Genomic DNA, 25,997 nt, shown 5'->3' with positions numbered 1-25,997 from the left:
TTCTCCCTCTTAGTACAACGGCGATGCGGGCAAAAATAGTTCCGTCAGTATTAACGGCTTGCCGCTCAAACGAAGGCGGGAACGGCGCCCCCACAGGTCGGCATCGCGACCAATTTCAATAAAATCACGGGTCAGTTCAGACGAGGTGAACAGATATCGCCCCAGCGGCGTTTTGCCGAGGCGTTGCAGTGCAAGCTCCGGCCCGGAAAGTGTAGACTCAGGAACGACCGTCCGCCCGGCAAGCCACGGCTCGCCATCCGCACAGAGTAAAATTTCACGCAGCCAGTAGCGTTCTTCCTGCGGCAACAGCGGCAACTCGCTGGCAATCGCCTCAGCCGAGACAAACCCTTCCTGAATCACCGTCACCGTGACCGTTTTGCCCTGCTGCTCAAAACGTTTTGTCATGGAATCTTCCAGCAGCAGCCAGTCCAGCTGTTCCGGGTCAAGCGCAGGGATGTGGTCGAAATAGCGTAGCGCACGCAGCTGCGTTAGCGCGGGGTGTGACATGCGAGACTCTCCGATACATAACGTAAAAGCATTGTATCGCAGATTGGCAAAATGAGGACGGACAAACAAAATTTAACGATCACTATCGCAACAATGGCGCAACGAAGCCAAAAAAAGTGCGCCCGTTAAGGCGCACTAAACTACTAACAAAATCAGCACTGTGGGGAGACGGTTACCCCTTGCCTTTTACACTGCTGATAAAGGTGGAACGGGCAGTGGTTGAACCTAAACGTTCGGCTTCATCAAGCAGCTTCAGCGCTTTGTCGACGTCGCCGCGCTTCACCGCCTGCTTAATGGCGTTGTTGAAGTATTCTTCGGTGTCGTTCAGTACCGGCTCAGCTTTCTTCGCCGGGGCCGGCGCTGCGGCTGGTGCAGCGGCAGGGGCGGCATAAGCAGGCGCGGCGGTATTACCTACCGTTACCGGGCCAGGACCCGACGAGCCGAACAGCGGGCCTACGAGCACGCTGGAGGCGCTGTTGGTGGACACTTTCAGTTTGATCAGGCCGTCGGTAGTATGGCGAGCATGCGGGTCCGGGATGTCAGGGACAGCGTTACCGGTGCCTTTCGCGTAGGCTTTTGCCGGATCGACAAGCTTCGTTGTCTGTTGCAGATCTTTCTCTGTGGTGAACACCAGTACATAAATCTTCTGCTGACCCAGGGCCGGCGTCAGGCGCATAACGCCTTCCAGACGGTCTGCACTCATCACGCCAGGCTCCTGATAGCTAAAATAGGAGCTTGGGAAGAATGCGGATGGCGTCATGTTCTGATCGAGGATCAGCACGTTAGGCGCGAAGACGCTGGTCTGTTTATTGACTTCACTGGTCAACGTCAGGGTCAGCTCGCCGATATTCGCGGGCACGCTGAATGCCGCGACAGGACCGCTGATTCCCGGAACGTTCAGCGACTGACCGCCAGCGGCAAGCTGGGTGGTTTGCGTTTTCGACTGGTCAACTGGCGTCCACACCAGCTGCTGAAGTGCCGCCGCCGGAATAGCTGGCGCAGCACTGGTATTTTGAGGAACGAAATTCACATCTGCAAAGGTGACCGCAGGCGCGCAGGCCAGCAGCCCCGCAGAGAGGCACAGCGCGACGAGACTTTTCTTCATTTTCATTGTTATTACCTCTGATAGCGTGAGCGCTGCGGTGGCCAGGCAATAGCGCGCAGCGCCTAAGGAGAGAGGGGCTTACGCCCCTCTTTTCAGGTGATTACGTCAGGTTTGACGAATTACCACCAGATTTCCATCTGGGCGCCGAAGGTCCACTCATCGTTGTCGCCACGGCTGAAGGTTTTCGCGGACGTGTCGCTATACGCTACGCCAGAGGTGTAACCTGCACCTGAGTCGTTGTTCGCGTAGCCCCATTTCTCATCCCACTTCGCGTAGGTTGCAAAGACGCGGATAGCCGGACGAGACCAGATGCTGTCGCCTGCCTGCCACTGCTGGGCCAGGGTGATTTTGTACTGGCTGTTTTTGTCGTCAGTTTTCTGAGACTTAACGTTGTCGTAGCCCACTTCAAGCAGGGTGCTCATGATCGGCGTCCATTTGAACATTGGACGAACGCCCACGGTCCACCACTCGGTACCGTTGTTGTTATCACGATCGATGTTCTGGTACATACCGACGTACATCAGGTCCCAACGGTCTGCCAGGGTGATTGCACCGTGGTCCAGCACGCGCCACATGGAGCCGTCGTTATCGATGCTGCCACCCTGCGGAATGCCTTTACCGTTAGAGGTCATGGAGTCCGTACCGTACTGGAGCACGAACTTGTTGAAGCCCTTCATCATGCTCTGGGTGTGTTCAGCGGTGAACAGCCAGCCATCTTTAGAGGCGCCAGGTTGCAGGTAGTAGTCGTCAGGAATGTTGGTGTGACCGTAGTCAACGCCCAGCTCCAGCGTACCGCCCGGGTTAGTTTCCAGACCGGCTAAGCGAACGTCGAAGACGTCGTTTGGCACCACGTTGTCATAAATACGGTCACCGTTCGCGTCACGATCGGCGAAGGTTGCAGAGCCGCCGGATTCAGAAGAACGGGTCGCGGCCAGAGACAGTTTACCGAAGCCCAGATCGATGTTTTCGATACCCGCACCAGGACCAGAGATATCCCAGTAGTAGAAGTCGATCATGTGGACGTCATGACGCTGATAGAAGCGCTTACCGGCCCAGATGGTGGAGCCCGGCAGCCATTCAATCAGGTTTTTACCCTGCACGTTAGCTTCACGGAAGGCCGGGCTGGTGGATTCCCAGTCGTTCTGCTGCGAAACGGAATAGGCTACGTTGGTGTCGAAGTAGAAGCTCTTGTCGCCCTCTTTCCACACTTCCTGGCCCAGCTTCAGCTCGGCGTAGGTTTCACATTCGTTACCGAGACGGTACTTACTTTGTGCCCCGGTTGCCTGGAAACACTGTTGTTCACCGCCACTACCGGTCCAGCCGATGCCGGAACGAGCATAACCTTTAAAGTCTACGGCGCCCGCCTGGGCAGACAGGATGCCTGCCGCAATGGCGACAGCCAGAGGGACCTTGCGCAGAGTAATCATTATTCTATCTCCTGAGATCATTGCTTTTCTTTGTAATTGGAATGCTTAAACGCCTGGCTCTTTGTGCAGCCGACGACATGCTGTGCCATCCTCACGGAACAGATGGCAACGCTCTGGCGGCAAACCGATAGCGAATGTGGCACCCTCTTCTACCAACACCACGTCATTCTGGCGGTAGACCAGGTTCTGACGGATGGCGGGGATCTGGATATGAATCTGTGTTTCGTGACCAAGCTGTTCGACCACCTGAACTTCACCTTCCAGCGTCACATCGGCGATATGGCTCGGCAGTAAATGCTCAGGACGGATACCGAGGGACATATTGGCCCCCACCTGTACGTTGGCGCTGTCGACCGGCAGCCAGACTTGCTGACGGTTAGGCAGTTCCACCTGTACCTGTTCAATCGCCGTCGCGGTCACTTTAACGGGCAGGAAGTTCATTTTTGGCGAGCCAATGAAGCCCGCAACAAAGCGGTCTGCCGGATAGTGATAGAGCTCAAGCGGTTTGCCCACCTGCGCCACGCGGCCGGCATCAAGCACCACGATCTTATCGGCCAGCGTCATCGCTTCGACCTGATCGTGGGTGACGTAAATCATCGTGCGGCCAAGACGCTTGTGCAGACGGGAGATTTCGATACGCATCTGGACGCGCAGGGCGGCATCCAGGTTAGAGAGAGGTTCATCGAGCAGGAATACGCGCGGCTCGGCCACCAGCGTGCGGCCAATCGCCACGCGCTGACGCTGACCACCGGAGAGCGCTTTCGGCTTACGCTCCAGCAGGTGTGCCAGCTGGAGCACTTCCGCCACCTGAGTGACGCGCTGGTTAATGGTCTCTTTTTTCGCCCCGGCCAGCTTCAGGCCAAAGGACATATTCTCGGCAACGGAAAGATGCGGATACAGCGCGTAGGACTGGAACACCATGCCCACGCCGCGTTCAGCGGGCGGGACGTCGTTCATTCGGGTATCACCAATAAACAGATCGCCGCTGGTGATGGTTTCAAGACCGGCAATCATACGCAGCAGAGTCGATTTACCACAGCCTGATGGACCAACAAACACCACGAACTCGCCGTCGTGGATGTCCAGATTGATGTCTTTTGACACCACTACGTCGCCCCAGGCTTTCGTTACATTACGCAGCTGTACGCTCGCCATGCCCTTCTCCCTTCGTTACAACCTGTCACCGACAGAAACATTCAAGATAAGTTCACTATGCGTGTTTCATTACTTTCGTGAATCCTCCACCCCCCGGCTTTTTTATGGGGGAGGAGGCGGGAGGATGAGAGAGCAGGCTCTGCGACCGCAGCTGTGGGGCTGAGGCAAAAATCGTGAAGCGGCCTGCAAATTTCGGTGGGTTTTTATGTGCGCCAGCACTCATAACTTAAATTTATGTTACAGCGATCACACAAACGGGGGGTGGGGCGTAGGGCCTGGGAGGATGGAAAGAGGATGTCAAATAAGGAGACTGAGTCACGTTGAACCACCTTATGTATCCACGAGCACATCACCAAAAAGGATGGCAGATATGAAGATCAAGACTGGCGCACGCGTTTTCGCATTGTCCGCCCTCGCAGCAATGATGATTTCCGCACCGGCTCTCGCCAAAATTGAAGAAGGTAAGCTGGTTATCTGGATTAACGGCGACAAGGGCTATAACGGCCTGGCCGAAGTGGGCAAAAAATTCGAGAAAGACACCGGTATCAAAGTTACCGTAGAACACCCGGACAAGCTGGAAGAGAAGTTCCCGCAGGTTGCCGCAACGGGCGACGGCCCGGACATCATCTTCTGGGCGCACGACCGTTTTGGCGGCTACGCGCAGTCTGGCCTGCTGGCGGAAGTCACGCCAGACAAAGCCTTCCAGGACAAGCTGTTCCCGTTCACCTGGGACGCCGTTCGCTATAACGGCAAGCTGATTGCTTACCCAATCGCGGTTGAAGCCCTGTCGCTGATTTACAACAAAGACCTGGTGCCAAACCCGCCGAAAACCTGGGAAGAGATCCCTGCTCTGGATAAAGAGCTGAAGGCGAAAGGTAAATCCGCCCTGATGTTCAACCTGCAGGAGCCGTACTTCACCTGGCCGCTGATTGCTGCCGACGGCGGCTACGCGTTCAAGTTTGAAAACGGCAAATATGACGTGAAGGACGTGGGCGTGGACAACGCGGGCGCGAAAGCGGGCCTGACCTTCCTGGTTGACCTCATCAAGAACAAACACATGAACGCCGATACCGACTACTCCATCGCGGAAGCGGCGTTCAACAAAGGCGAAACCGCGATGACCATCAACGGTCCGTGGGCCTGGACCAACATCGACAAGAGCAAAATCAACTACGGCGTTACCCTGCTGCCAACCTTCAACGGCAAGCCGTCTAAACCGTTTGTTGGCGTGCTGAGCGCGGGCATCAACGCCGCCAGCCCGAACAAAGAGCTGGCGAAAGAGTTCCTGGAAAACTACCTGCTGACCGATGAAGGTCTGGGTAACGTGAACAAGGACAAACCGCTGGGCGCCGTTGCGCTGAAATCCTTCCAGGATCAGCTGGCGAAAGATCCGCGCATTGCGGCCACCATGGATAACGCCCAGAAAGGCGAAATCATGCCGAACATCCCACAGATGGCAGCGTTCTGGTACGCCACCCGTACCGCCGTCATCAACGCCGCCAGCGGTCGTCAGACTGTCGACGCCGCGCTGAAGGATGCTCAGGGCCGTATCACTAAGTAATGCCGTAGTCTCCTCTCCCTCTGGGAGAGGGTTAGGGTGAGGGTTGTCGCTATCCGCACGCCCTCACCCCGGCCCTCTCCCCCAGGAGAGGGAGAAAAGATCAAATGTTGTAGAGGAAGAACCCCATGGATGTCATTAAAAAGAAACACTGGTGGCAAAACGACGCGCTGAAGTGGTCAGTGATTGGTCTGCTGTGTCTGCTGGTGGGTTACCTTGTTGTTTTAATGTACGTGCAAGGGGAATACCTTTTCGCCATCATGACGCTGATTTTAAGCTCGGTTGGCCTGTATATTTTCGCCAACCGCAAGGCGTATGCCTGGCGCTATGTCTACCCTGGCGTTGCCGGAATGGGGCTTTTTGTCCTCTTTCCGCTGATCTGCACTATTGCGATTGCCTTTACCAACTACAGCAGCACCAACCAGCTCGCGCAAGAGCGCGCCACTCAGGTGCTTCTGGACCGTTCCTATCAGGCCGGTAAGACCTTCAACTTCGGTTTGTATCCTGAGGGCGACGAATGGAAGTTAGCGCTTACTGACGGCGAGAGCGGCAAACATTATATTTCCGACGCGTTCAGGTTTGGCGGCGAGCAGAAGCTGGCCTTAAAAGAGGCGGCGGCCCTGCCGGAAGGTGAACGTGCCAACCTGCGTATCATTACCCAGAATCGTCAGGCGCTGACCCAGCTCACCGCCGTGCTGCCCGATGACAGCAAAGTGACCATGAGCTCGCTGCGCCAGTTCTCCGGCACGCAGCCGCTTTACACCCTGGCGGATGACGGCACGCTGACGAACAACCAGAGCGGCGTGAAGTACCGCCCGAACAACGATATCGGTTTTTATCAGTCCGTGAACGCAGACGGCGGCTGGGGTGATGACAAACTCAGCCCGGGCTATACCGTCACCATCGGCTGGGATAACTTTACCCGCGTATTTACCGACGAAGGCATTCAGAAACCCTTCTTCGCCATCTTCGTCTGGACGGTGGTGTTCTCCGTACTGACCGTGATCCTGACCGTAGCCGTGGGCATGGTGCTGGCCTGTCTCGTTCAGTGGGAGTCACTGAAAGGTAAAGCGATTTACCGCGTGCTGTTGATTCTGCCCTACGCCGTACCGTCGTTTATCTCGATTCTGATTTTCAAAGGGCTGTTTAACCAGAGCTTCGGTGAAATCAACATGATGCTGAGCGCGCTGTTCGGCATCAAACCGGCCTGGTTCAGCGACCCGACCACCGCCCGCTCGATGATTATCATCGTGAATACCTGGCTGGGTTATCCTTACATGATGATCCTGTGCATGGGGCTGCTGAAGGCCATACCGGATGACCTGTATGAAGCCTCGGCGATGGACGGCGCAGGCCCGTTCCAGAACTTCTTCAAAATTACGCTGCCGCTGCTCATTAAGCCGCTGACGCCGCTGATGATCGCCAGCTTCGCCTTTAACTTTAACAACTTCGTGCTGATTCAGCTGTTGACCAACGGCGGCCCGGACCGTCTCGGCACGACCACGCCGGCAGGCTATACCGACCTGCTCGTGAGCTACACCTACCGTATCGCCTTCGAAGGCGGCGGCGGTCAGGACTTCGGTCTGGCGGCAGCGATTGCCACCCTGATCTTCCTGCTGGTTGGCGCGCTGGCGATTGTGAACCTGAAAGCCACACGTATGAAATTTGACTAAGGAGGGCACTGAATATGTCTATGGTACAACCCAAATCTCAGAAGCTGCGCCTCCTCGCGACGCACTTAGGCCTGCTGATTTTCATCGCGGCAATCATGTTCCCGCTGCTGATGGTTATCGCCATCTCCCTGCGTTCGGGTAACTTCGCAACCGGAAGCCTGATCCCAGACGAAATCTCCTGGGAGCACTGGAAGCTCGCGCTGGGCTTCAGCGTTGAGCACGCCGACGGCCGCGTTACTCCGCCGCCGTTCCCGGTGCTGCTGTGGCTGTGGAACTCGGTGAAGGTGGCGACCATCACCGCAATCGGCATCGTAACGCTCTCCACCACCTGCGCTTACGCTTTCGCCCGTATGCGTTTCCCGGGCAAAGCGACGCTGCTGAAAGGGATGCTGATTTTCCAGATGTTCCCGGCGGTGCTTTCTCTGGTGGCGCTGTATGCCCTGTTTGACCGTCTCGGCCAGTACGTGCCGTTTATCGGCCTGAACACCCACGGCGGCGTGATCTTCGCCTATCTTGGCGGTATCGCCCTGCACGTGTGGACCATCAAAGGCTATTTCGAAACCATCGACGGTTCGCTGGAAGAAGCCGCCGCGCTGGATGGCGCGACCCCGTGGCAGGCATTCCGTCTGGTACTGCTGCCGCTGTCGGTCCCGATTCTGGCGGTGGTGTTTATCCTGTCGTTTATCGCCGCCATCACCGAAGTGCCGGTCGCCTCGCTGCTGCTGCGTGATGTGAACAGCTACACCCTGGCCGTGGGCATGCAGCAATACCTCAACCCGCAAAACTACCTGTGGGGCGACTTTGCCGCTGCAGCCGTACTTTCCGCCATCCCGATTACCGTGGTGTTCCTGCTGGCGCAGCGCTGGCTGGTTAACGGCCTGACGGCGGGCGGTGTGAAAGGTTAAGTTTCATCTGTTATGCCACTGCAACCCTCAACTTTAGACGTATTGTATTAACCCAACTTGTGACTGTTGTTAGGCGCTCTCCGGAGCGCCATTTTTTTATTCGCGTTTAAGCCGCTTCGAGTTGCACAGCCAGAGGGTGATCACCAGCAGCAGGATCGCCGCCGAGTAGATCAGCACGTCGAGCGGGGATTTGTGATCGACGATGATCAGCCGCACAATCGCGGTGATGCCAATGTAGATGAAATAGCGCAGCGGGAAGTGAAAGCCGGACTGGAAATACTTCACAATCAGGGCAATAAATTCGAAGTAGAGAAAATAGACCACCAGGCCTTCCACCAGCGCGTATTTGCTGGTTTGTTCGGGAGCAAACAGCACATCCGCCAGATGCACCGTCTCTTTGCCGAGAAAGACGACCAGGATCAGGCCAAGGCTTAGCAGACCGAGGTTGAGCACGGTCTGGAGGATGGTTGAGATGAACTCAACGCGCGGACGAGTCAGGGATGTCATACAGCACCTCATTCTCCGGGGCGAGGTTCCTGTATAACGCAAAAATGTGACGGGGATCTATATTTTTTGTTTATGTTTGACGCAGTGGAGAGGGGACTGTTCGGTGCGGTTTTCACCCTCGCCCCTCTGGGGAGAGGGACGGGGTGAGGGGAACAAGCGTCAGCGGAAGTTAATGTTCTTATCGCTGGTCATGTTATACAGCTGGAACTTGCGCCCAAGCTGCTGACCACCGTCACGCGTCAGCGGGGTCCAGCCCACCGCCGCGCGGCTGCGGGTTGGGCCTGACGAGAAGAGATCCAGCGGAATCGACACATACACCCCTTTGGTGAAGTCCCCTTCACCGTACTCGTCCGGCGAAACGTTGGTGATGGTGGCATAACCGCCCACCACTACGCCGCTGTCGAAGTGTTTAGAGATATCCAGCGTGCCGCCCTTATCGCCGGCCAGATACTGCCCGACGCTGGCTTTCACCAGCACGTCCTGCGCGAACGACGGCGTCCAGTAGGCGGTCAGGTGGCCGGTTTTGACGCTGTAGTCGGTGAACTTCATCATGTCCTGCGCGCTGCGCCAGTCACGCTGTTTCACGTAGTTGGCATCAATCCCAAACGCCCAGTTGCTGTCGACGGGACGGTAAAGCACCTCAGCGCCCGCACCGCCAAACATGGTTTCCAGATAGCCACCGTAAACCTGGCCGTAGAAGCCGTTGCCGAAATACTGGAAATAGTTGGCCTGCAGGTTGTTCACGTAAGCGTTGTTCTGTACGTATTCACGCACCTGGGTACGCACGCGCGGCAGTTTTGAATCGTTCGGCGGGTTGGTGTAGTTAAATTTATCGTAGTTGTTCGCAATATTGCCGAACAGGCTGCCCGTCGTCAGCAGGTGATCGGTGACCCACAGATCCGCCGTCGCCATGACGCCCAGCTGATACATGTAGAAGTTTTCCGGCCCGCCGACGGACTGGTTCAGCACCGGATCGATATGGAAATCGAAGCGGGATTTATCGATATACCAGCCCTGCTCGGTGGTTTCTGGCACTACCGGCTCAACGCGTTTTTGCACCAGCTCGGTTTCATGCCCCAGCGGTTCGCCTTCCAGATGGCGCTTAAGGCTGGCAACATCGGTTTCGGTGGTCACCTGCGGCAGGTTAAGACGGTTCTCCGTAATGCGGATCGTGCGGATCCCCTCCGGCAGATCGTTCATGACGATCCGGTTGGCGCGCTCGATCCCTTCGCGGGAGTCACGGTATTTCACCTGCTCGCCGGTGACGTACAGCGTATCGCCTTTGGTCTGGATCTTCGGATCCGCCAGCCCCGCGTTATACTTCAGCAGCGTCAGCTGGTTCGCCACCACGGAGTGCTGAATGATCGCATCCTGCGGCTCCGGCTGGTATTTCGGCCGCGGATTGTCGTTATAGCGCGGGCGCATGTCGTTAAAGTTGGTGCGCAGCGTAAAGCCAAACATCAGGGTATTGCCGCGCTCGTAGCTGAGGTTAACGTCGGCCCAGTCGGTCACGCGATAAATGGCCCCGACGTTAAACTTGCTCTTCTGCTCAATTTTGCCGGCGAAATCTTCGCTGTAGTTATTGCCTTCGTATTCCAGCTTCAGGCGCAGGGGCTGCCATGGGGTTTGATACTCGACGCCGCCAAACAGCGAGGCCGGGCCGTGGAACATCTGGTCGCCGTTGATGGAACCCGCTTTTTTGTAGCTGTTATCGCGGTAGCAGTATTTGTCGCTGTAGGTACAGAACGGGTTGGTTACGTTGCCGCTGGTACCGAGGTAGCCCCAGCCAAGACCCAGCGAGAAATCAAACGGTCCCCAGGCTTTGCTGGCAACGATGTATTCCGCATCAAACAGGCCGGTCCCGCCAATGTCTTTCGCCCCAACGGAGACCTGCGGCATCCAGTAGCTCTCTTCCCACAGGCGCAGCTTCACGTCGAAGGCTTTGTCTTTATAGGTCTGATCGCCGGAGAAGGCGTCGACGCTGCTGTACTGTTTTGTACGCACGTCGGTGTAGCGCAGCGTGGTCTCCAGCCAGGGGAACAGCTGCACGGACGCAGAGTAATAGCGGTACTGATCGTTATCGCGATAGTTAAGGCTAATTTCCCCCTCGCGCGCCATACGCGCGGTTGGGGTTTGCAGTAAGCCCACGCCGCCAAAGTCGGACTGAGACGGGCCAATCGGTGCCGGATACGTTTCTGCATGACAGGCGGCACTCACGCACAGTGCAAGCATGCTGTAGAGATAGGTTTTTTTCATTATTCCGGTATCCGCTGTATCAGGGAGCGAAGGATATCGGCATTAAGCCCGTCATACGCTTTCGTCCAGAAATGGTCGGCAAATCCGACAAAAATGATGCTGCCCGGCATGGGTTCGATATGGCGTTTATTCCAGTAAGCAACCGGCGCTTTTTGCGTGCGCCCGTCAGGGTAAACGACCCAGGCGTAGCTGTTATCGGCACCGCTCAGCAGGCTTTGCTCGTCAAGGTAGCTCGCAACATCGCGGCCCGGCGTAAACGGCTTATCGCCAGGGCTGCTGATAAGCCCCATCACGGTGACGGTGGACGGCTGAGCCGGAAGCCACAGGGTATATTCACCTTCCAGCGACGGGTTGCCGTTTTCCGCCACCCGCACTTCGTCGGGATCGAGGTTCACCTTCTGGCGTCCCGTCACCTTCAGCGCCTGGAGCTGCTGGCGCAGGCTGTTGATGGCGCCCGCATCGTCGGCATCTTCCTGTTGCGTCAGCCCGGTCAGTCGGGCGAGCAGCGCCTGATGCCTTTGTTCCGCGCGAATCGTCGCCTGACGCTCGCTTATTACCGCCCCGGTCCACCAACTTTTCGCCAGCCTCGGCTGTCCAACCAAATCAAGCAGGTGTCCGGCATTGGTTAAGGTTTTGGGTTTTTCGCTGTCGGGGGTATAGACCTGTACCGTTCCGGCAGACCATGCCAGCGGTGAGGCAAGAGAGGCGATCAGCGCCGCGTGAAGAAGTGCTTTCATGATTTCGCCGCCTTGATCAGGGTGGTTTTCACCGGGAAGAAACCGGCACCAAGATACTGTAAGGACTGGCGAATCTGCCCCTCGTCGTCCACCCAGAAGCGGTTATGCCAGGTGGCCCGATCGGTAATCACCTCTTCATCAAGCACGCGAACCTGCGTTTCGTCGCTGCCGACCTTCACGGTGTCCGTACCGTCCCAGCGGAAGGTCGAGCGAGCCGTGGCATAGCGCACCTGCTTGTGCTCGGTCCAGCCCATCGTGCGCGTCCAGCCTGCACCGTCGACGATCTGATTGGGCCTGACGAGCGGATCCGCAGCCAGGTTGTTCACCTCAAGCAGGTTGTCGCCGCCGAGCAGGGTTTTCACGATGCGGGCGTGCTGCGTTACGATGGTGGCCTGATCCTGCGTCACCCATTTCTGCTGCCCGTTTTCGTCGAAAGCGAGCACCACAAACAGTTGCGGACCATCGTTTAGCTGCATGTACTGGCTGGCATACGGCATGTTCTGAAGTTCGTCATCGGTCAGATGCACGCCCGGTGTGCCGAACATGCTGTCCCACAGTGAGTTGCCCAGCCCTTTGGTGGTGGCTGAGCACGCCTGCAACAGCAGGCAAATCAGGATGATTGCAGGTCGCTTCACGACTCTTCTCCGAAGGGGCGAAATAACCACACCGAAGTGTGGTTATGATTAAAACACCCGGAATTACTGGGTGCTGGTCGTCGTAGTGGTCGTGGTTCCGGTATTGGAGCCATCACCGCCACCGGTTGCCGCCAGCGCGACACCCACGGCTGAACTTACGGCGCTGGTGCTGGCTGCGGTAGAACTCCCCGCAGACGCAGACGTCGCTGCCGACCCTGCTGCTTCCCCGACCTGGACCGGAGCTGCATAGACAGACGTCGCCGCAAGTGCAGATATGGCAAAAATGCCATACAGTACTTTCTTCATAACAATTTCCCTTCAATGAATGAATGGAGATTTGCCCGAAAAGAAATTCAGGCGGATTCGAGTATACACAACTAAAGCAGCGGGTTTACCGTGGGGGGAAATAGGGATGAAGTTTTCGGACTAATGGTTAAAATGGAAAGAGGATAAAAATAAATAAAATATATAAACCATATAAATCAGTTATTTATAATATAACTTCAATATAATCCTGCTCCGTATTTTCTTAAAATAAACCGCAGTAATTAACGGGTTGCCCGCCTTTTTCGGATTAAACTCAGATTCAGAATTTGAGTTAACTAACAGACATCAGGAATTATCCGATAAAAAAATGCCGGCTTATCGCCGGCATGCTTCATGACATATTTATTACGCGCGCCATGCTTTATAACGGTTAATCAAACCATTGGTGGAGCTGTCGTGGCTGTCAATCGCTTTATCGTCACCCAGCTCTGGCAGAATACGGTTTGCCAGCTGTTTGCCCAGCTCTACGCCCCACTGGTCAAAGGTGAAGATGTTCAGGATGGCGCCCTGAGTAAAGATCTTGTGCTCATACAGCGCAATCAGCGCGCCCAGGCTGAACGGGGTGATTTCGCGCAGCAGGATGGAGTTGGTTGGGCGGTTGCCTTCGAACACTTTGAACGGCACAACGTGTTCCAGGGTTGCCGGATCTTTACCCTGGTCACGGTATTCCTGCTCAACCACCTCGCGGGATTTACCAAACGCCAGCGCTTCGGTCTGCGCGAAGAAGTTAGACAGCAGCTTCGGATGGTGGTCGGACAGCGGGTTGTGCGTGATAGCCGGGGCGATGAAATCGCACGGTACCATTTTGGTGCCCTGGTGGATCAGCTGGTAAAACGCGTGCTGGCCGTTGGTGCCCGGCTCACCCCAGATGATTGGGCCAGTCTGGTAATCCACGGCGTTGCCGTTACGGTCAACGTATTTACCGTTGGACTCCATGTTGCCCTGCTGGAAGTAAGCCGCAAAGCGGTGCATGTACTGGTCGTACGGCAGAATTGCTTCGGTTTCAGCACCGAAGAAGTTGTTATACCAGATACCGATCAGCGCCAGCAGCACCGGCAGGTTTTTCTCTGGTGCGGTGGTGGAGAAGTGTTTATCCATCGCGTGCGCGCCGGAGAGCAGCTCAACGAAGTTGTCGAAGCCCACGGACAGGATGATGGACAGGCCAATCGCAGACCACAGGGAGTAGCGGCCGCCAACCCAGTCCCAGAACTCGAACATGTTCGCGGTATCAATACCGAACTCGCCTACCGCTTTACCGTTGGTAGACAGGGCCGCGAAGTGTTTCGCTACGTGCTTTTCGTCACCCGCGGTTTTCAGGAACCAGTCGCGCGCGCTGTGGGCGTTGGTCATGGTTTCCTGGGTGGTGAAGGTTTTAGACGCTACCAGGAACAGCGTGGTTTCCGGGTTCACGTTCTTCAGCACTTCGGCGATGTGGGTACCATCGACGTTAGACACGAAATGCATGTTGAGGTGGTTTTTGTATGGACGCAGCGCTTCGGTCACCATGAACGGGCCGAGGTCAGAGCCGCCGATACCAATGTTCACCACGTCGGTAATCGCTTTGCCGGTGTAGCCTTTCCAGCTACCGGAGATGATTGCTTCTGAGAAGGTTTTCATCTTTTCCAGCACCGCGTTCACTTCAGGCATCACATCTTTGCCATCAACGATGATTGGCGTATTGCTACGGTTACGCAGCGCCACGTGCAGCACGGCACGGTCTTCGGTGCGGTTGATCTTCTCACCGGAGAACATGGATTTGATGGCGTCTGCCAGCTCGGTCTCTTTCGCCAGATCCTGCAGCTTTGCCAGCGTCTCTTCGGTGATACGGTTTTTGGAGAAATCCACCAGCATCAGGTCATCGAACGTTGCGGAGAACTTGCTGAAACGATCGGCATCCTGCGCGAACAGATCCGCGATGGTGACGTCTTTCATTTCATCAAAATGTTTCTGTAGTGCCTGCCATGCAGCGGTCTGCGTTGGGTTGATGTTTTTCATAGCAATACTCTTCTGATTTGAGAATTGTGACTGCGGTCGATTGTAGCGCCTGCAAATAAAAATTGTGATGGTTTTTATGCCATTGCCCTGGCCTGCATCAAACGCAGGTGAAAAGACCCGAAAAGTATAGCTGCTGACGCCCCCTCCCGGAGGGGCGAAATGTCGGTCAAAATGGGGTAAAAAGGAGCATAAAATATGGGCCTGTTATAAGTCCTGTTTCTGAGGGGTACCCCCCCATGAAAAATCCGCATAATCCCAGCATTGACAGGACCTCCCCCGCATTTTATTTATAGGGCCGTATTTTGCGCCTGCACCTGTTCTCGCTCCACTCTTGTGCCAAGGTCGCTCTATTCATTCCCTGACACGAGGTTGTTATGACGAGTTTTGTGGTCGCCAAGTTTGGCGGCACCAGTGTGGCAGACTACGCTGCCATGAACCGCAGCGCCGATGTGGTGCTGGCCGATCCGAATACCCGCCTGGTGGTGCTCTCTGCATCCGCCGGCGTGACGAACCTGCTGGTTTCGCTGTCTGAAGGGCTGGAAGCGACTGAACGTTTCGTGAAGCTGGATGCACTGCGCAAAATTCAGTTCGATATTCTTGAGCGTCTGCAAAATCCGAACGTCATACGTGAAGAAGTGGAACGCCTGCTGGAAAATATCACCACCCTGGCAGAGGCCGCGTCGCTGGCAACCTCCACCGCCCTGACCGACGAGCTGGTCAGCCACGGCGAACTGATGTCCACCCTGCTGTTCGTTGAGATCATGCGCGAGCGTAATATTCAGGCGCAGTGGTTTGACGTGCGAAAAGTGATGCGCACCAGCGATCGCTTTGGCCGCGCCGAGCCGGACGTGGAAGCGCTGGCCGAGCTGACCAACCAGCAGCTTGCCCCGCGCCTGGAAGAAGGCATTGTGATCACCCAGGGCTTTATCGGTAGCGAAGCCAAAGGGCGTACAACGACGCTGGGCCGTGGCGGCAGCGACTATACCGCCGCCCTGCTGGGTGAGGCCCTGCACGCCACCCGCGTGGATATCTGGACGGACGTGCCGGGCATCTACACGACCGACCCGCGCGTGGTGTCTGCGGCAAAACGTATTGATGTGATTGCGTTTGAAGAAGCGGCTGAAATGGCCACCTTCGGCGCGAAAGTGCTGCACCCGGCAACGCTGCTGCCAGCCGTGCGCAGTGACATTCCGGTCTTCGTTGGCTCCAGTAAAGATCCAAAGGCGGGCGGTACGCTGGTCTGCAAGAAGACGGAGAACCCGCCGCTGTTCCGCGCGCTGGCCCTGCGCCGTAAGCAGACGCTGGTCACGCTGCACAGCCATAATATGCTGCACTCACGCGGCTTCCTGGCAGAAGTGTTTGGTATTCTGGCGCGCCATAATATCTCCGTGGATTTGATCACCACCTCGGAAGTCAGCATTGCGCTGACGCTCGACACTACCGGCTCCACCTCAACCGGTGACACCCTGCTGACGCAGTCGCTGCTGATCGAGCTATCCGAACTGTGCCGCGTGGAAGTAGAAGAAGATCTGGCGCTGGTTGCCATTATTGGCAACAAGCTCTCACGCGCCTGCGGCGTGGGCAAAGAGGTCTTTGGCGTACTCGACCCGTTCAGTATTCGCATGATTTGCTACGGCGCATCCAGCTATAACCTCTGCTTCCTGGTGCCCGCCGATCAGGCCGAGCAGGTCGTGCAGAAACTTCATCAGAATTTGTTTGAATAAAATTCGTTAGCACGATAAACAATATCAATAAGCCGGGCACAGACCCGGCTTTTTTATAACAAAACAACACGACAATACTGCAAGGAATCCACTATGTTATCCGCCATCACCCGGCTGTTCCCGTTATGGGCGCTGCTGCTCTCCGTACTCGCGTACTACACCCCCACCACGTTCACCGGCATTGGTCCGTGGGTAACCACGCTACTGATGCTGATTATGTTCGGCATGGGCGTACATCTTAAAATCGACGACTTTAAGCGCGTGCTTGCGCGTCCGGCCCCGGTTGCCGCAGGGATTTTCCTGCACTATCTGGTGATGCCGCTTGCGGCGTGGCTGCTGGCGATGGCCTTCAGGATGCCGCCGGACCTCTCCGCCGGGATGGTGCTGGTGGGCAGCGTAGCCAGCGGTACGGCCTCTAACGTGATGATCTATCTGGCGAAAGGGGATGTCGCGCTCTCCGTCACCATCTCATCCGTTTCGACGCTGGTGGGCGTGATTGCCACACCGCTGTTAACCCGCCTGTACGTGGATGCGCATATCCAGGTGGACGTGATGGGCATGCTGCTGAGCATTCTGCAAATCGTGGTGATCCCGATCGCGCTGGGGCTTATCATTCACCACCTCTTCCCGCGCGTGGTGAAGGCCGTTGAGCCGTATCTGCCCGCGTTTTCGATGGTCTGCATTCTGGCCATCATCAGCGCCGTGGTGGCAGGTTCAGCATCGCACATCGCATCCGTGGGCTTTGTAGTGATTATCGCTGTGGTGCTGCACAACACCATCGGCCTGCTGGGCGGCTACTGGGGCGGGAAGCTGTTTGGCTTTGACGAATCCACCTGCCGCACGCTGGCGATCGAAGTGGGAATGCAGAACTCTGGCCTGGCGGCGGCGCTTGGCAAAATTTACTTCTCGCCGCTGGCGGCTCTGCCGGGGGCGCTATTCTCCGTCTGGCACAACCTGTCCGGTTCGCTGCTGGCGGGCTACTGGTCCGGCAAACCGATCGACGAACAAGCGAAAAAAGATGCGGTGAAGCAGGGTTAATTTACGCGGCTTGCTTTACACTGAAGCCTCCCCATCAGGAGGCTTCAGCAATGGCTACACCACGATTGACCCAGAAAGACATGACGGAAGCCGAGCAGCGCGAACTAAAAACGCTTCTCGACCGCGCCCGCATCGCGCATGGCCGCACGCTGACCAACGCCGAAACCAACCAGGTTAAAAAAGAGTACATCGATAAACTGATGGCACAACGTGAGGCCGCGGCAAAAAAGGCCCGCAAGCTGAAAAAAGAGCAGGCTTACAAGCCGGACGCAGAGGCGACCTTCTCCTGGTCCGCCAGTACATCAACCCGTGGAAGGCGCTAATCAGCGCCCTTTCTTTTTTCGCCCCGGCTGGGTAAAGCGTTTTCCGTTACCCGGCTTGCCTCGTCCTTTCTCTTCCGCCTGCGGCGCCTTAACCACCGGACGCTTAACCGCCTGCGTTTTCGGTTTGGCTTTGGCTTTCGGCTTCGCTTCTGACGAGGAGTTCTCGATAAGTTTGAACAGCTCAATCAGCTCGTCGTCCGTTAAGTCACGCCACTCGCCCAGCGGGATCCCGGACAGGCTGACGTTCATGATGCGCGTGCGTTCCAGCTTCGTCACTTCATAACCGAAGTATTCGCACATGCGGCGGATCTGTCGGTTTAAGCCCTGCACCAGAGTAATGCGAAACGCGAACGGCGCTTCTTTCCTCACCTTACACTTCTTCGTCACGGTGCCCAGAATCGGCACGCCTGCGCCCATTCCGCGAATGAATTCGTCCGTGACCGGCTTGTTCACCGTAACGATGTACTCTTTTTCATGATCGTTACCGGCACGCAGGATTTTGTTCACCAGGTCGCCGTGGTTGGTGAGAAAAATCAGCCCCTGAGAGTCTTTATCCAGGCGGCCAATCGGGAAAATACGGCTGCTGTGGTTCACGAAGTCAACAATGTTGTCCCGCTCGCCATCTTCCGTGGTGCTGACGATACCAACCGGTTTATTCAACGCGATAAACACCAGGTCTTCGGCATCACGCGGTTCGATGACCTGACCATTCACTTTGACCACGTCGCCAGGCACCACCTGATCGCCGATGGTGGCGCGTTTGCCGTTCAGAAACACGTTACCCTGTTCAATGTAACGGTCAGCCTCGCGACGTGAGCAGATCCCGCTCTCGCTAATGTATTTGTTTAATCGGGTTGATTGAGTTGGCAGCATAGTTTCTCCTGTGAAGGGCGAAATATACCTTAGGTTCAGGCAGGAAAAAAAGATTAGCCGACGGTAACTGAGACGGGTTTTTTAATTTGCGAGACGCTTTCAGGTCTTAGCGTCCTGTCATTTACCGGTGTGCTCGCTCCTTTTAGTTTTTACTCTCCAGGAACAATCGATTGTTGTTTATAAACTACAGGGAGTAATATGAAGGAGATCGTTCAAACAGAATCCTTCCGACGCTGGGAGCAAAACTTAAAGGATCGGCGGGCAAGGACGATTATTGCTTCCCGGCTCTTCAGGCTGGCGAATGGCTTACAGGGAGACAGCAGACCTGTAGGTGAAGGAATAAGTGAACTGAGGATCCATTTTGGTCCGGGTTACAGGATCTATTTTAAGTCGCAGGGTAACTGCATCATCGTGCTGTTATGTGGTGGTGACAAAAGCAGCCAGCAAAAAGACATACTGATGGCAAAAATGCTGAGCAAAATGGTCGAACTGCAGGAGTGAATGAGCATGCATAAATTAACACCCTACGATCCCGCAGCTGCGCTGGTGGATGACGAGGAAATCGCCGTATTTATGGCTGATGCATTAGAAACCGGTGACTCAGCGTATATTGCTAAAGCGTTGGGCGTTGTCGCGCGAGCGAAAGGAATGTCGACCATTTCGCAGCAGACTGGCTTATCACGAGAGCAGCTTTATCGTTCATTCAGTGATAAGGGAAACCCAACGCTCAAAACCACGCTGGCGGTCATGAAAGCATTGGGCCTTGGGCTAACAATTAAGCCGGCCCGGGATTAATACTCATCCCGCTGGTCGTCTTCATCCGGCTGTTCCATCACGCTGTACGCCACGGCGCAGAATAGCGAGTTGAGGCGCTTCATATCCCCCAGCAGCCCCAGGTGCAGGGAGCTGGTCTCGATACTCTGCACGTTTTGCTGATGCAGGCGCTCAACGTGGGCGTGCGAGTAGCGACGGTTAAGGATGCGGAAACGATGCTTGTTGCGGCGCAGGCGCCTCGCGCTCGGCACGTCGCTGGAGAAGAAGACCGACATCGCCAGCTTCAGGTTGCTCACCAGCTGTTCGTGTAGCGCTTCCAGTTCCTTCAGCCCTTCAACGGAAAAGGCCCGACGCGCGGCCAGGGATTTGTCCGCGATTTCGCTGCCCATACGCTCGACGATATCCGAGGCCTGTTCCAGGTTCAGCGACATCTCGATAATTTCCGCCCAGCGTCGGGACTCCTCTTCCGCCAGCTCGTCCTGCGGGAGGCGCGCCAGATAGAGCTTGATGGCGGTGTACAGCACGTTGATGTCGTCTGCCAGCCTGCGCAGCTCTTTCTCTTCGCGCGGCTCGCCGTGCATCACCTTCTGCAGCCCTTCGAGCATGGTCTCCATCGCATCGCCCATGCGCAGCGTTTCACGGGCGGCATTGGCGATAGCCAGCGCCGGGGTATCCAGCACCGAGGTGTCCAGATGCTTCGGCTTAAGGCGCGCGTCCAGCTCTGGTTCATCGCGGATGAGGCGCTCGCAGAAGCGGGCCATCGGCGCAGCGAACGGCACCATCGCCAGACAGCGCACCAGGTTGTAGAAGACGTGGAAGTAGATCACCAGCTCCGCCTTCGGCAGCGGGAGGTTGTCCATCAGGTTCGCCAGCGGATGAACGAACGGCAGAATAATCAAGCTGCCCACAAGCTTAAACAGCAGACTGCCCAGCGCCACGCGGCGGGCGGCGGCATTGGCAGCGCTGTTATTGAGCATCGCCAGCAGGCCGGAGCCGAGGTTGGCCCCGATCACCAGACACAGCGCCACCGGGAAGGAGATCGCGCCTGCAGCGGTGAGCGTGGCCGTCAGCAGGACTGCCGCCAGGCTGGAGTAGCTGACGATAGCAAACACCGCACCGATCAGTGCATCCAGCATGATATCCCCGGTCAGCGAGGCGAAGATGACCTGCACGCCGTTGGCCTCGGTGATAGGGGTAACCGCCTGAACAATCAGCTCCAGCGCCAGCAGAATCAGCCCGAGGCCAATACCGACGCGACCGAGCTGCCCGGCGCGGCTTTGCTTACGGCTGAGGAAGAAGATGACGCCGATAAAAATCAGCAGCGGCGACAGCCAGGAGAGATCGAAGGTGAGGACACGCGCCATCAGCGCGGTACCGACGTCGGCACCCAGAACAATGACCAGCGCCGGGGCGAGCGCCACCAGATCCTGCGCCACGAAAGAGGTGACGAGCATGGTGGTGGCATTGCTGCTCTGCACCAGCGCCGTCACGCCAATGCCCGCGCAGAAGGCGAGCGGCTTCTTCTCAACGCTGCCGCTAAGAACGGTACGTAAGCGCGCGCCGAACACGCGCATCACGCCGGTACGGACAATATGGGTGCCCCATACCAGCAGTGCGACTGCCGAGAGCAGGTGTAACAACGTCAACACGGAAGGTGTTCCTCCTTATCGTTATTCGTTTTTATGATTCAGTATAAGGGTTTAAACGTAAGAAAGAGACAAGGCACCCTAGCGGTGCCCTGTTTGTTGTAAGGAAAAGTGACGTTAGTCCGCGTCGTAGCCTAAATTTGGCGCGAGCCAGCGCTCTACCTCTGACACGCTCATGCCTTTGCGCCGGGCATAATCTTCAACCTGATCGCGCTGAAGCTGCGCCACGGCGAAATACTTGCTGTCCGGATGGCTGAAATACCAGCCCGAAACGGACGCCCCCGGCCACATGGCGAATGACTCGGTGAGCTTCATGCCGGTATGCGCTTCTACGTCGAGCAGGTTCCAGATGGTGCCCTTCTCCGTATGTTCCGGGCAGGCCGGATAGCCCGGCGCCGGGCGGATGCCCTGGTAGTTTTCGCGGATCAGATCCTCGTTGCTGAGATTCTCGTTCGCCGCATAGCCCCAGTACACCTTGCGCACGCGCTCGTGCAGATACTCGGCGAAGGCTTCCGCCAGGCGGTCGGCAATCGCTTTAACCATGATTTTGTTGTAATCATCGTGCTGCGCGTCGAACGCGTCCGCCAGCGCGTCTTCTTCCAGACCGCCGGTTACCGCAAACGCGCCGATGTAGTCGGCTTTACCACTCAGCTTCGGCGCGACAAAATCCGCCAGGCAGTAGTTGGCAAAGCCCACTTTCTCCGTTTGCTGGCGCAGGTGATGGCTTACTGCCAGCACGTGGGTACGGGTCTCATCGCGATAAATTTCCACATCGTCGCCCACGCGGTTCGCCGGGAACAGGCCCACCACGCCGCGCGGATTAAGGGCTTTTTCTGCGCTCAGTTTGTCGAGCATGTCGTTGGCGTCTCTGAACAGGCGCTTCGCCTCTTCGCCTACCACTTCATCTTCAAGGATGCGCGGATATTTGCCCGCCAGCGACCAGGTCATAAAGAACGGCGTCCAGTCGATGTAGTTACGCAGCGTCTCGATGCTGGCGGTGACGTCCTGCACGCCCAGTCGGTGCGCGACCGGTGGCGTATAGCTGGACCAGTCGAACGCCAGATCGTTATCCCGCGCCGCCTGAAGTGAAACAGGCGGCGTGCGCGGTTTTTTACGGCCGTGCTGAATGCGGACGGTTTCATACTCTTTGCGGGTGCGCGCCACGAAGTCATCGCGCTGGGTGTCGGAGAGCAGCGCGGAAACCACGCCAACGGTGCGCGAAGCGTTCTGCACGTAAACCGTCGGGCCGCTGTAGTTCTGTTCGATTTTCACCGCCGTATGCGCTTTCGAGGTGGTCGCCCCGCCAATCAGCAGCGGAATGGTGAAGCCCTGACGCTCCATCTCTTTTGCAACGTTGACCATCTCGTCCAGCGACGGGGTGATTAGCCCTGAGAGGCCAATCAGATCGGCGTTCACCTCGCGCGCGGTCTTGAGGATTTTATCCGCCGGAACCATCACGCCGAGATCGATAATCTCGTAGTTATTGCACTGCAGCACCACGCCGACGATGTTCTTGCCGATGTCGTGCACGTCGCCCTTCACGGTGGCGATGACCATCTTGCCGTTGCTGGAGCCTTTCTCTTTGCTGGCTTCGATAAACGGCTCCAGATAAGCCACGGCCTGCTTCATGACGCGGGCGGATTTCACCACCTGCGGCAGGAACATTTTGCCCTCGCCAAATAGATCGCCGACCACGTTCATGCCGTCCATCAGCGGCCCCTCGATCACCTCAATCGGGCGGGCTGCCTGCTGACGCGCTTCCTCGGTATCCTGCTCGATGAATTCGGTAATGCCTTTCACCAGCGAGTATTCCAGACGCTTTTTCACGTCCCAGGCGCGCCATTCGGCCTGCTGAACGTTGGCTGATTCGTCAGATTTACTGCCGCGGTATTTTTCCGCCAGCTCCAGCATGCGTTCGGTTGCGTCGTCACGACGGTTGAGGATCACATCTTCCACCGCATCGCGCAGCTCCGCTGGCAGATCGTCGTAAATTGCCAGCTGCCCGGCGTTAACGATCCCCATGTCCATCCCGTTGCGGATGGCATAGTAGAGGAACACGGCGTGGATTGCTTCACGCACCGGGTCGTTACCGCGGAACGAGAACGACACGTTCGACACGCCGCCGGAGATCAGCGCATGCGGCAGCTCGCGCTTAATATCTTCACATGCCCCGATAAAGTCCTGGGCGTAGTTATTGTGCTCCTCGATGCCGGTCGCGACGGCGAAAATATTCGGGTCGAAGATAATGTCTTCCGGCGGGAAGCCCACCTCTTCGGTCAAAATCTTGTACGCGCGGCGGCATATCTCGATTTTGCGCTCGCGGGTATCCGCCTGGCCCACTTCGTCGAAGGCCATCACCACCACGGCGGCACCGTAGCGGCGCACCATCTTCGCGTGGTGGATAAAGATATCAACACCCTCCTTCATGGAGATGGAGTTAACGATGCCTTTACCCTGAATGCACTTCAGCCCCTTTTCGATCACTTCCCATTTGGAGGAGTCAATCATGATCGGCACGCGGGCGATGTCCGGCTCGCCGGCAATCAGGTTGAGGAAGCGCACCATCGCCGCTTCGGCGTCGAGCATCCCCTCGTCCATGTTGATATCGATGATCTGCGCGCCGCTTTCCACCTGCTGGCGGGCAACGTCCAGCGCTTCGCTGTACTTCTCTTCTTTGATCAGGCGCTTGAATTTAGCAGAACCGGTCACGTTGGTACGTTCACCCACGTTCACAAACAGGCTGTCGTCGCCGATGGTCAACGGCTCCAGGCCGGAAAGGCGACAGGCAACGGGAAGCTCCGGCAGCTTGCGCGGCGGCAGCCCGGCCACCGCATTGCTCATGGCGGCGATGTGCTCCGGCGTAGTACCGCAGCAGCCGCCAACGATGTTCAGGAAGCCGGACTCGGCCCACTCGCGGATTTGCGCCGCCATGGTGTCGGCATCCAGATCGTACTCGCCAAACGCGTTCGGCAGGCCGGCGTTCGGGTGCGCCGTGACGTAGCACTCCGCAATGCGCGACAGCTCCTGCACGTACTGGCGCAGTTCGTCTGGCCCCAGGGCGCAGTTCAGGCCAAAGGAGAGCGCCTCCGCGTGACGCAGCGAGTTGTAGAAAGCTTCCGTTGTCTGGCCGGACAGGGTACGGCCGGAGGCGTCGGTAATGGTGCCGGAAATCATGATCGGCAGGTCAACGCCCAGCGCCTCGAACTCCTCCTTCACCGCGTAAATCGCGGCTTTGGCGTTGAGGGTGTCGAAGACGGTTTCAATCAGGATCAGGTCGGAGCCGCCCTCCACCAGCGCTCTGGTCGATTCACGATAGGCCGCGACCAGCTGGTCAAAGGTGATGTTACGGAATGCCGGGTCATTGACGTCCGGTGAAATCGACGCGGTGCGGTTGGTGGGGCCAAGCACCCCGGCAACGTAGCGCGGCTTGTCCGGCGTGCGCGCCGTCCACTCATCGGCACAGGCGCGGGCGAGTCTGGCCGCTTCAAGGTTGATCTCCGCCGACAGGGATTCCATCCGGTAATCCGCCATGGCGATGGTTGTCGAGTTAAAGGTGTTGGTCTCAACGATATCCGCCCCCGCTTCGAAGTAGGCGTTGTGGATATCCTTAATCACGGACGGCTTGCTGAGCACCAGCAGGTCGTTGTTGCCTTTCAGGTCACAGGGCCAGTCGGCAAAGCGTTCGCCGCGGAAATCGTCTTCGCTCAGACGATAGCCCTGGATCATGGTGCCCATGCCGCCGTCCAGCACCAGAATTCGTTCATTTAACTGCGCACGCAGTTGCTCTACTTTGCTGCTCACACTTGCTCCCGACAACGCTCAACATGGCCAATAGGCTGCGTTCCATACTGGCATAATCTCGCAGGGCCGAAAAGCCACACGGCGGGAACATGAGACATGTTCACCATCACTCCTCCGATCAGTCAGGATAACGGTTGCAAAACCACCAAATAAAACGAAAATGATTTCCACGATACAGAAAAAGGAGTTCATCATGGTTACGACCGTTCCCGCCAAACGCGGCAGAAAACCTGCCGCCAACCCTGCCGCACAGCCCGGCGGACAGGTTCAATCCCTGACCCGCGGCCTGAAGCTGCTGGAATGGATAGCCGAATCGCACGGCAGCGTGGCCCTGACGGAGCTGGCGCAGCAGGCGGGACTGCCGAACTCCACCACTCACCGCCTGTTGACCACCATGCAGCAGCTGGGCTTCGTACGTCAGGTGGGCGAGCTGGGTCACTGGGCGGTTGGCGCGCACGCCTTTATCGTTGGCAGCAGCTTCCTGCAGAGCCGCAACCTGCTGGCCATTGTCCACCCGATTCTGCGCAAGCTGATGGAGGAGTCCGGCGAGACGGTAAATCTCGCGGTGCTGGACCAGAGCGACCATCAGGCGATTATCATCGACCAGGTGCAGTGCACGCAGCTGATGCGTATGTCCGCGCCGATAGGCGGCAAGCTGCCGATGCACGCCTCCGGGGCGGGAAAAGCGTTTCTCTCGCAGCTGAGCGAAGAGCAGGTGACGGGGCTGCTGCACCGCAAAGGGCTGCACGCCTACACCCACGCCACGCTGGTGTCGCCGGTTCATCTGAAGGAAGATTTGGCCCTGACCCGCAAGCGCGGCTATTCCTTTGATGACGAAGAACATGCCCTCGGGCTGCGCTGCCTCGCGTCCTGTATCTTCGACGAGCACCGCGAGCCGTTTGCCGCCATTTCTATCTCCGGCCCCATTTCACGTATGACCGATGACCGGGTAACCGAGCTAGGCGCGCTGGTCATTAAGGCGGCGAAAGAGGTCACGCTGGCGTACGGCGGGATTCGCTAGGATTGAGGGC

22 protein-coding genes are annotated in these 25,997 nt (G+C 57.1%); 9 read left to right on the top strand and 13 right to left on the bottom strand.

Annotation, left to right across the window (positions count from 1 at the left end):
- Window positions 1-9: 9 nt before the first annotated feature.
- From ubiC to malK, 4 genes are all read right to left on the bottom strand, one after another.
- The gene (ubiC, locus tag MOQ06_RS00640; protein WP_242169905.1) at window positions 10-507 is read right to left on the bottom strand and encodes a chorismate lyase; all 498 of its coding nucleotides are present in this window, start codon (window positions 505-507) and stop codon (window positions 10-12) included.
- Between the two features lie 172 nt (window positions 508-679).
- Complete coding sequence (gene malM, locus MOQ06_RS00635) at window positions 680-1,618, bottom strand: maltose operon protein MalM (RefSeq protein ID WP_148422248.1); 939 nt, start codon at window positions 1,616-1,618, stop codon at window positions 680-682.
- A gap of 113 nt (window positions 1,619-1,731) precedes the next feature.
- Entirely contained in the window at window positions 1,732-3,042 is a 1,311-nt protein-coding gene (locus MOQ06_RS00630) for a maltoporin (protein WP_026080558.1), read from the bottom strand.
- 42 nt (window positions 3,043-3,084) lie between these two features.
- Window positions 3,085-4,194 (bottom strand): maltose/maltodextrin ABC transporter ATP-binding protein MalK, encoded by a 1,110-nt coding sequence (malK, locus tag MOQ06_RS00625; RefSeq protein WP_148422249.1) that lies wholly within the window; start codon window positions 4,192-4,194, stop codon window positions 3,085-3,087.
- Between the two features lie 370 nt (window positions 4,195-4,564).
- Here malK and malE point away from each other — a divergent pair, with 370 nt between their 5' ends.
- The 3 genes from malE (at window position 4,565) to malG (ending at window position 8,330) form a co-directional block, all read left to right on the top strand.
- A complete protein-coding gene (malE, locus tag MOQ06_RS00620) occupies window positions 4,565-5,755 on the top strand; it encodes a maltose/maltodextrin ABC transporter substrate-binding protein MalE (RefSeq protein ID WP_176608966.1) in 1,191 nt (396 codons plus the stop codon).
- Window positions 5,756-5,880: 125 nt separating this feature from the next.
- On the top strand, window positions 5,881-7,425 hold the full coding sequence (gene malF / locus MOQ06_RS00615; RefSeq protein ID WP_176608967.1) for a maltose ABC transporter permease MalF: 1,545 nt from the start codon (window positions 5,881-5,883) through the stop codon (window positions 7,423-7,425).
- A gap of 14 nt (window positions 7,426-7,439) precedes the next feature.
- Window positions 7,440-8,330 (top strand): maltose ABC transporter permease MalG, encoded by an 891-nt coding sequence (malG, locus tag MOQ06_RS00610; RefSeq protein WP_042716434.1) that lies wholly within the window; start codon window positions 7,440-7,442, stop codon window positions 8,328-8,330.
- 96 nt (window positions 8,331-8,426) lie between these two features.
- Here malG and psiE read toward each other — a convergent pair whose 3' ends face one another.
- The 6 genes from psiE to pgi all read right to left on the bottom strand — a co-directional run bounded on the left by psiE (window position 8,427) and on the right by pgi (window position 14,787).
- Window positions 8,427-8,837, bottom strand: a complete 411-nt coding sequence (psiE, locus tag MOQ06_RS00605; RefSeq protein ID WP_063449873.1) for a phosphate-starvation-inducible protein PsiE — start codon at window positions 8,835-8,837, stop codon at window positions 8,427-8,429.
- 159 nt (window positions 8,838-8,996) lie between these two features.
- A complete protein-coding gene (locus MOQ06_RS00600) occupies window positions 8,997-11,093 on the bottom strand; it encodes a YjbH domain-containing protein (protein ID WP_148422255.1) in 2,097 nt (698 codons plus the stop codon).
- Window positions 11,093-11,830 carry a capsule biosynthesis GfcC D2 domain-containing protein gene (locus MOQ06_RS00595; protein ID WP_148422257.1) on the bottom strand — a complete coding sequence of 246 codons (738 nt, stop codon included), beginning with the start codon at window positions 11,828-11,830 and terminating at the stop codon, window positions 11,093-11,095. Before MOQ06_RS00595 ends, MOQ06_RS00600 begins: the two co-directional genes overlap by 1 nt.
- On the bottom strand, window positions 11,827-12,465 hold the full coding sequence (locus MOQ06_RS00590; protein ID WP_242169902.1) for a YjbF family lipoprotein: 639 nt from the start codon (window positions 12,463-12,465) through the stop codon (window positions 11,827-11,829). Before MOQ06_RS00590 ends, MOQ06_RS00595 begins: the two co-directional genes overlap by 4 nt.
- Window positions 12,466-12,528: 63 nt before the next feature.
- A complete protein-coding gene (yjbE, locus tag MOQ06_RS00585; protein ID WP_003860341.1) occupies window positions 12,529-12,771 on the bottom strand; it encodes an exopolysaccharide production protein YjbE in 243 nt (80 codons plus the stop codon).
- A 366-nt stretch (window positions 12,772-13,137) separates the two neighbouring features.
- Window positions 13,138-14,787: a glucose-6-phosphate isomerase gene (gene pgi / locus MOQ06_RS00580; RefSeq protein ID WP_148422261.1), complete on the bottom strand. Its 1,650-nt coding sequence runs from the start codon at window positions 14,785-14,787 to the stop codon at window positions 13,138-13,140.
- Between the two features lie 374 nt (window positions 14,788-15,161).
- Between pgi and lysC the strand changes: the two genes are divergently transcribed.
- The 3 genes from lysC (at window position 15,162) to MOQ06_RS00565 (ending at window position 17,872) form a co-directional block, all read left to right on the top strand.
- Window positions 15,162-16,511: a lysine-sensitive aspartokinase 3 gene (lysC, locus tag MOQ06_RS00575; RefSeq protein ID WP_148422263.1), complete on the top strand. Its 1,350-nt coding sequence runs from the start codon at window positions 15,162-15,164 to the stop codon at window positions 16,509-16,511.
- A gap of 93 nt (window positions 16,512-16,604) precedes the next feature.
- Window positions 16,605-17,549: a ketopantoate/pantoate/pantothenate transporter PanS gene (gene panS / locus MOQ06_RS00570; RefSeq protein WP_176608972.1), complete on the top strand. Its 945-nt coding sequence runs from the start codon at window positions 16,605-16,607 to the stop codon at window positions 17,547-17,549.
- A gap of 50 nt (window positions 17,550-17,599) precedes the next feature.
- Entirely contained in the window at window positions 17,600-17,872 is a 273-nt protein-coding gene (locus tag MOQ06_RS00565; protein WP_047354151.1) for a DUF3811 domain-containing protein, read from the top strand.
- On the opposite strand, the gene rluF is transcribed toward MOQ06_RS00565, so the two are convergent.
- Window positions 17,873-18,745, bottom strand: coding sequence for a 23S rRNA pseudouridine(2604) synthase RluF (gene rluF / locus MOQ06_RS00560; RefSeq protein ID WP_193356410.1), 873 nt, complete (start codon window positions 18,743-18,745; stop codon window positions 17,873-17,875).
- Window positions 18,746-18,943: 198 nt separating this feature from the next.
- On the opposite strand from rluF, the gene MOQ06_RS00555 reads away from it, so the two are divergent.
- Together MOQ06_RS00555 and MOQ06_RS00550 are read left to right on the top strand one after the other, a co-directional pair.
- Window positions 18,944-19,246, top strand: coding sequence for a type II toxin-antitoxin system RelE/ParE family toxin (locus tag MOQ06_RS00555; protein ID WP_193356409.1), 303 nt, complete (start codon window positions 18,944-18,946; stop codon window positions 19,244-19,246).
- Between the two features lie 6 nt (window positions 19,247-19,252).
- Window positions 19,253-19,540, top strand: a complete 288-nt coding sequence (locus MOQ06_RS00550) for an addiction module antidote protein (protein ID WP_193356408.1) — start codon at window positions 19,253-19,255, stop codon at window positions 19,538-19,540.
- On the opposite strand, the gene MOQ06_RS00545 is transcribed toward MOQ06_RS00550, so the two are convergent.
- Together MOQ06_RS00545 and metH are read right to left on the bottom strand one after the other, a co-directional pair.
- Window positions 19,537-21,168 (bottom strand): Na/Pi cotransporter family protein, encoded by a 1,632-nt coding sequence (locus tag MOQ06_RS00545; RefSeq protein ID WP_242169900.1) that lies wholly within the window; start codon window positions 21,166-21,168, stop codon window positions 19,537-19,539. The two genes, MOQ06_RS00550 and MOQ06_RS00545, sit on opposite strands and share 4 nt — an antisense overlap.
- 114 nt (window positions 21,169-21,282) lie before the next feature.
- Window positions 21,283-24,966, bottom strand: coding sequence for a methionine synthase (metH, locus tag MOQ06_RS00540; protein ID WP_242169896.1), 3,684 nt, complete (start codon window positions 24,964-24,966; stop codon window positions 21,283-21,285).
- A 193-nt stretch (window positions 24,967-25,159) separates the two neighbouring features.
- Here metH and iclR point away from each other — a divergent pair, with 193 nt between their 5' ends.
- The gene (iclR, locus tag MOQ06_RS00535) at window positions 25,160-25,987 is read left to right on the top strand and encodes a glyoxylate bypass operon transcriptional repressor IclR (protein ID WP_000258962.1); all 828 of its coding nucleotides are present in this window, start codon (window positions 25,160-25,162) and stop codon (window positions 25,985-25,987) included.
- Window positions 25,988-25,997: the final 10 nt, after the last annotated feature.

Origin of the sequence: Enterobacter sp. I4 (genome assembly GCF_022669095.1) — a bacterium.
Lineage (GTDB): Bacteria > Pseudomonadota > Gammaproteobacteria > Enterobacterales > Enterobacteriaceae > Enterobacter > Enterobacter pasteurii.
The sequence above is the reverse complement of the archived record's forward strand: the minus strand, read 5'-3'. Positions and strand labels throughout refer to the sequence as shown.

Excerpts from the sequence above, each read along its gene's own strand:
- ubiC (WP_242169905.1), bottom strand. The coding sequence starts at position 507 with ATGTCACACCCCGCGCTAACGCAGCTGCGTGCGCTACGCTATTTCGAC.
- malM (WP_148422248.1), bottom strand. The coding sequence starts at position 1,618 with ATGAAAATGAAGAAAAGTCTCGTCGCGCTGTGCCTCTCTGCGGGGCTG.
- malK (WP_148422249.1), bottom strand. The coding sequence starts at position 4,194 with ATGGCGAGCGTACAGCTGCGTAATGTAACGAAAGCCTGGGGCGACGTA.
- malE (WP_176608966.1), top strand. The coding sequence starts at position 4,565 with ATGAAGATCAAGACTGGCGCACGCGTTTTCGCATTGTCCGCCCTCGCA.
- malF (WP_176608967.1), top strand. The coding sequence starts at position 5,881 with ATGGATGTCATTAAAAAGAAACACTGGTGGCAAAACGACGCGCTGAAG.
- malG (WP_042716434.1), top strand. The coding sequence starts at position 7,440 with ATGTCTATGGTACAACCCAAATCTCAGAAGCTGCGCCTCCTCGCGACG.
- psiE (WP_063449873.1), bottom strand. The coding sequence starts at position 8,837 with ATGACATCCCTGACTCGTCCGCGCGTTGAGTTCATCTCAACCATCCTC.
- MOQ06_RS00600 (WP_148422255.1), bottom strand. The coding sequence starts at position 11,093 with ATGAAAAAAACCTATCTCTACAGCATGCTTGCACTGTGCGTGAGTGCC.
- MOQ06_RS00595 (WP_148422257.1), bottom strand. The coding sequence starts at position 11,830 with ATGAAAGCACTTCTTCACGCGGCGCTGATCGCCTCTCTTGCCTCACCG.
- yjbE (WP_003860341.1), bottom strand. The coding sequence starts at position 12,771 with ATGAAGAAAGTACTGTATGGCATTTTTGCCATATCTGCACTTGCGGCG.
- pgi (WP_148422261.1), bottom strand. The coding sequence starts at position 14,787 with ATGAAAAACATCAACCCAACGCAGACCGCTGCATGGCAGGCACTACAG.
- lysC (WP_148422263.1), top strand. The coding sequence starts at position 15,162 with ATGACGAGTTTTGTGGTCGCCAAGTTTGGCGGCACCAGTGTGGCAGAC.
- panS (WP_176608972.1), top strand. The coding sequence starts at position 16,605 with ATGTTATCCGCCATCACCCGGCTGTTCCCGTTATGGGCGCTGCTGCTC.
- MOQ06_RS00565 (WP_047354151.1), top strand. The coding sequence starts at position 17,600 with ATGGCTACACCACGATTGACCCAGAAAGACATGACGGAAGCCGAGCAG.
- rluF (WP_193356410.1), bottom strand. The coding sequence starts at position 18,745 with ATGCTGCCAACTCAATCAACCCGATTAAACAAATACATTAGCGAGAGC.
- MOQ06_RS00555 (WP_193356409.1), top strand. The coding sequence starts at position 18,944 with ATGAAGGAGATCGTTCAAACAGAATCCTTCCGACGCTGGGAGCAAAAC.
- MOQ06_RS00550 (WP_193356408.1), top strand. The coding sequence starts at position 19,253 with ATGCATAAATTAACACCCTACGATCCCGCAGCTGCGCTGGTGGATGAC.
- iclR (WP_000258962.1), top strand. The coding sequence starts at position 25,160 with ATGGTTACGACCGTTCCCGCCAAACGCGGCAGAAAACCTGCCGCCAAC.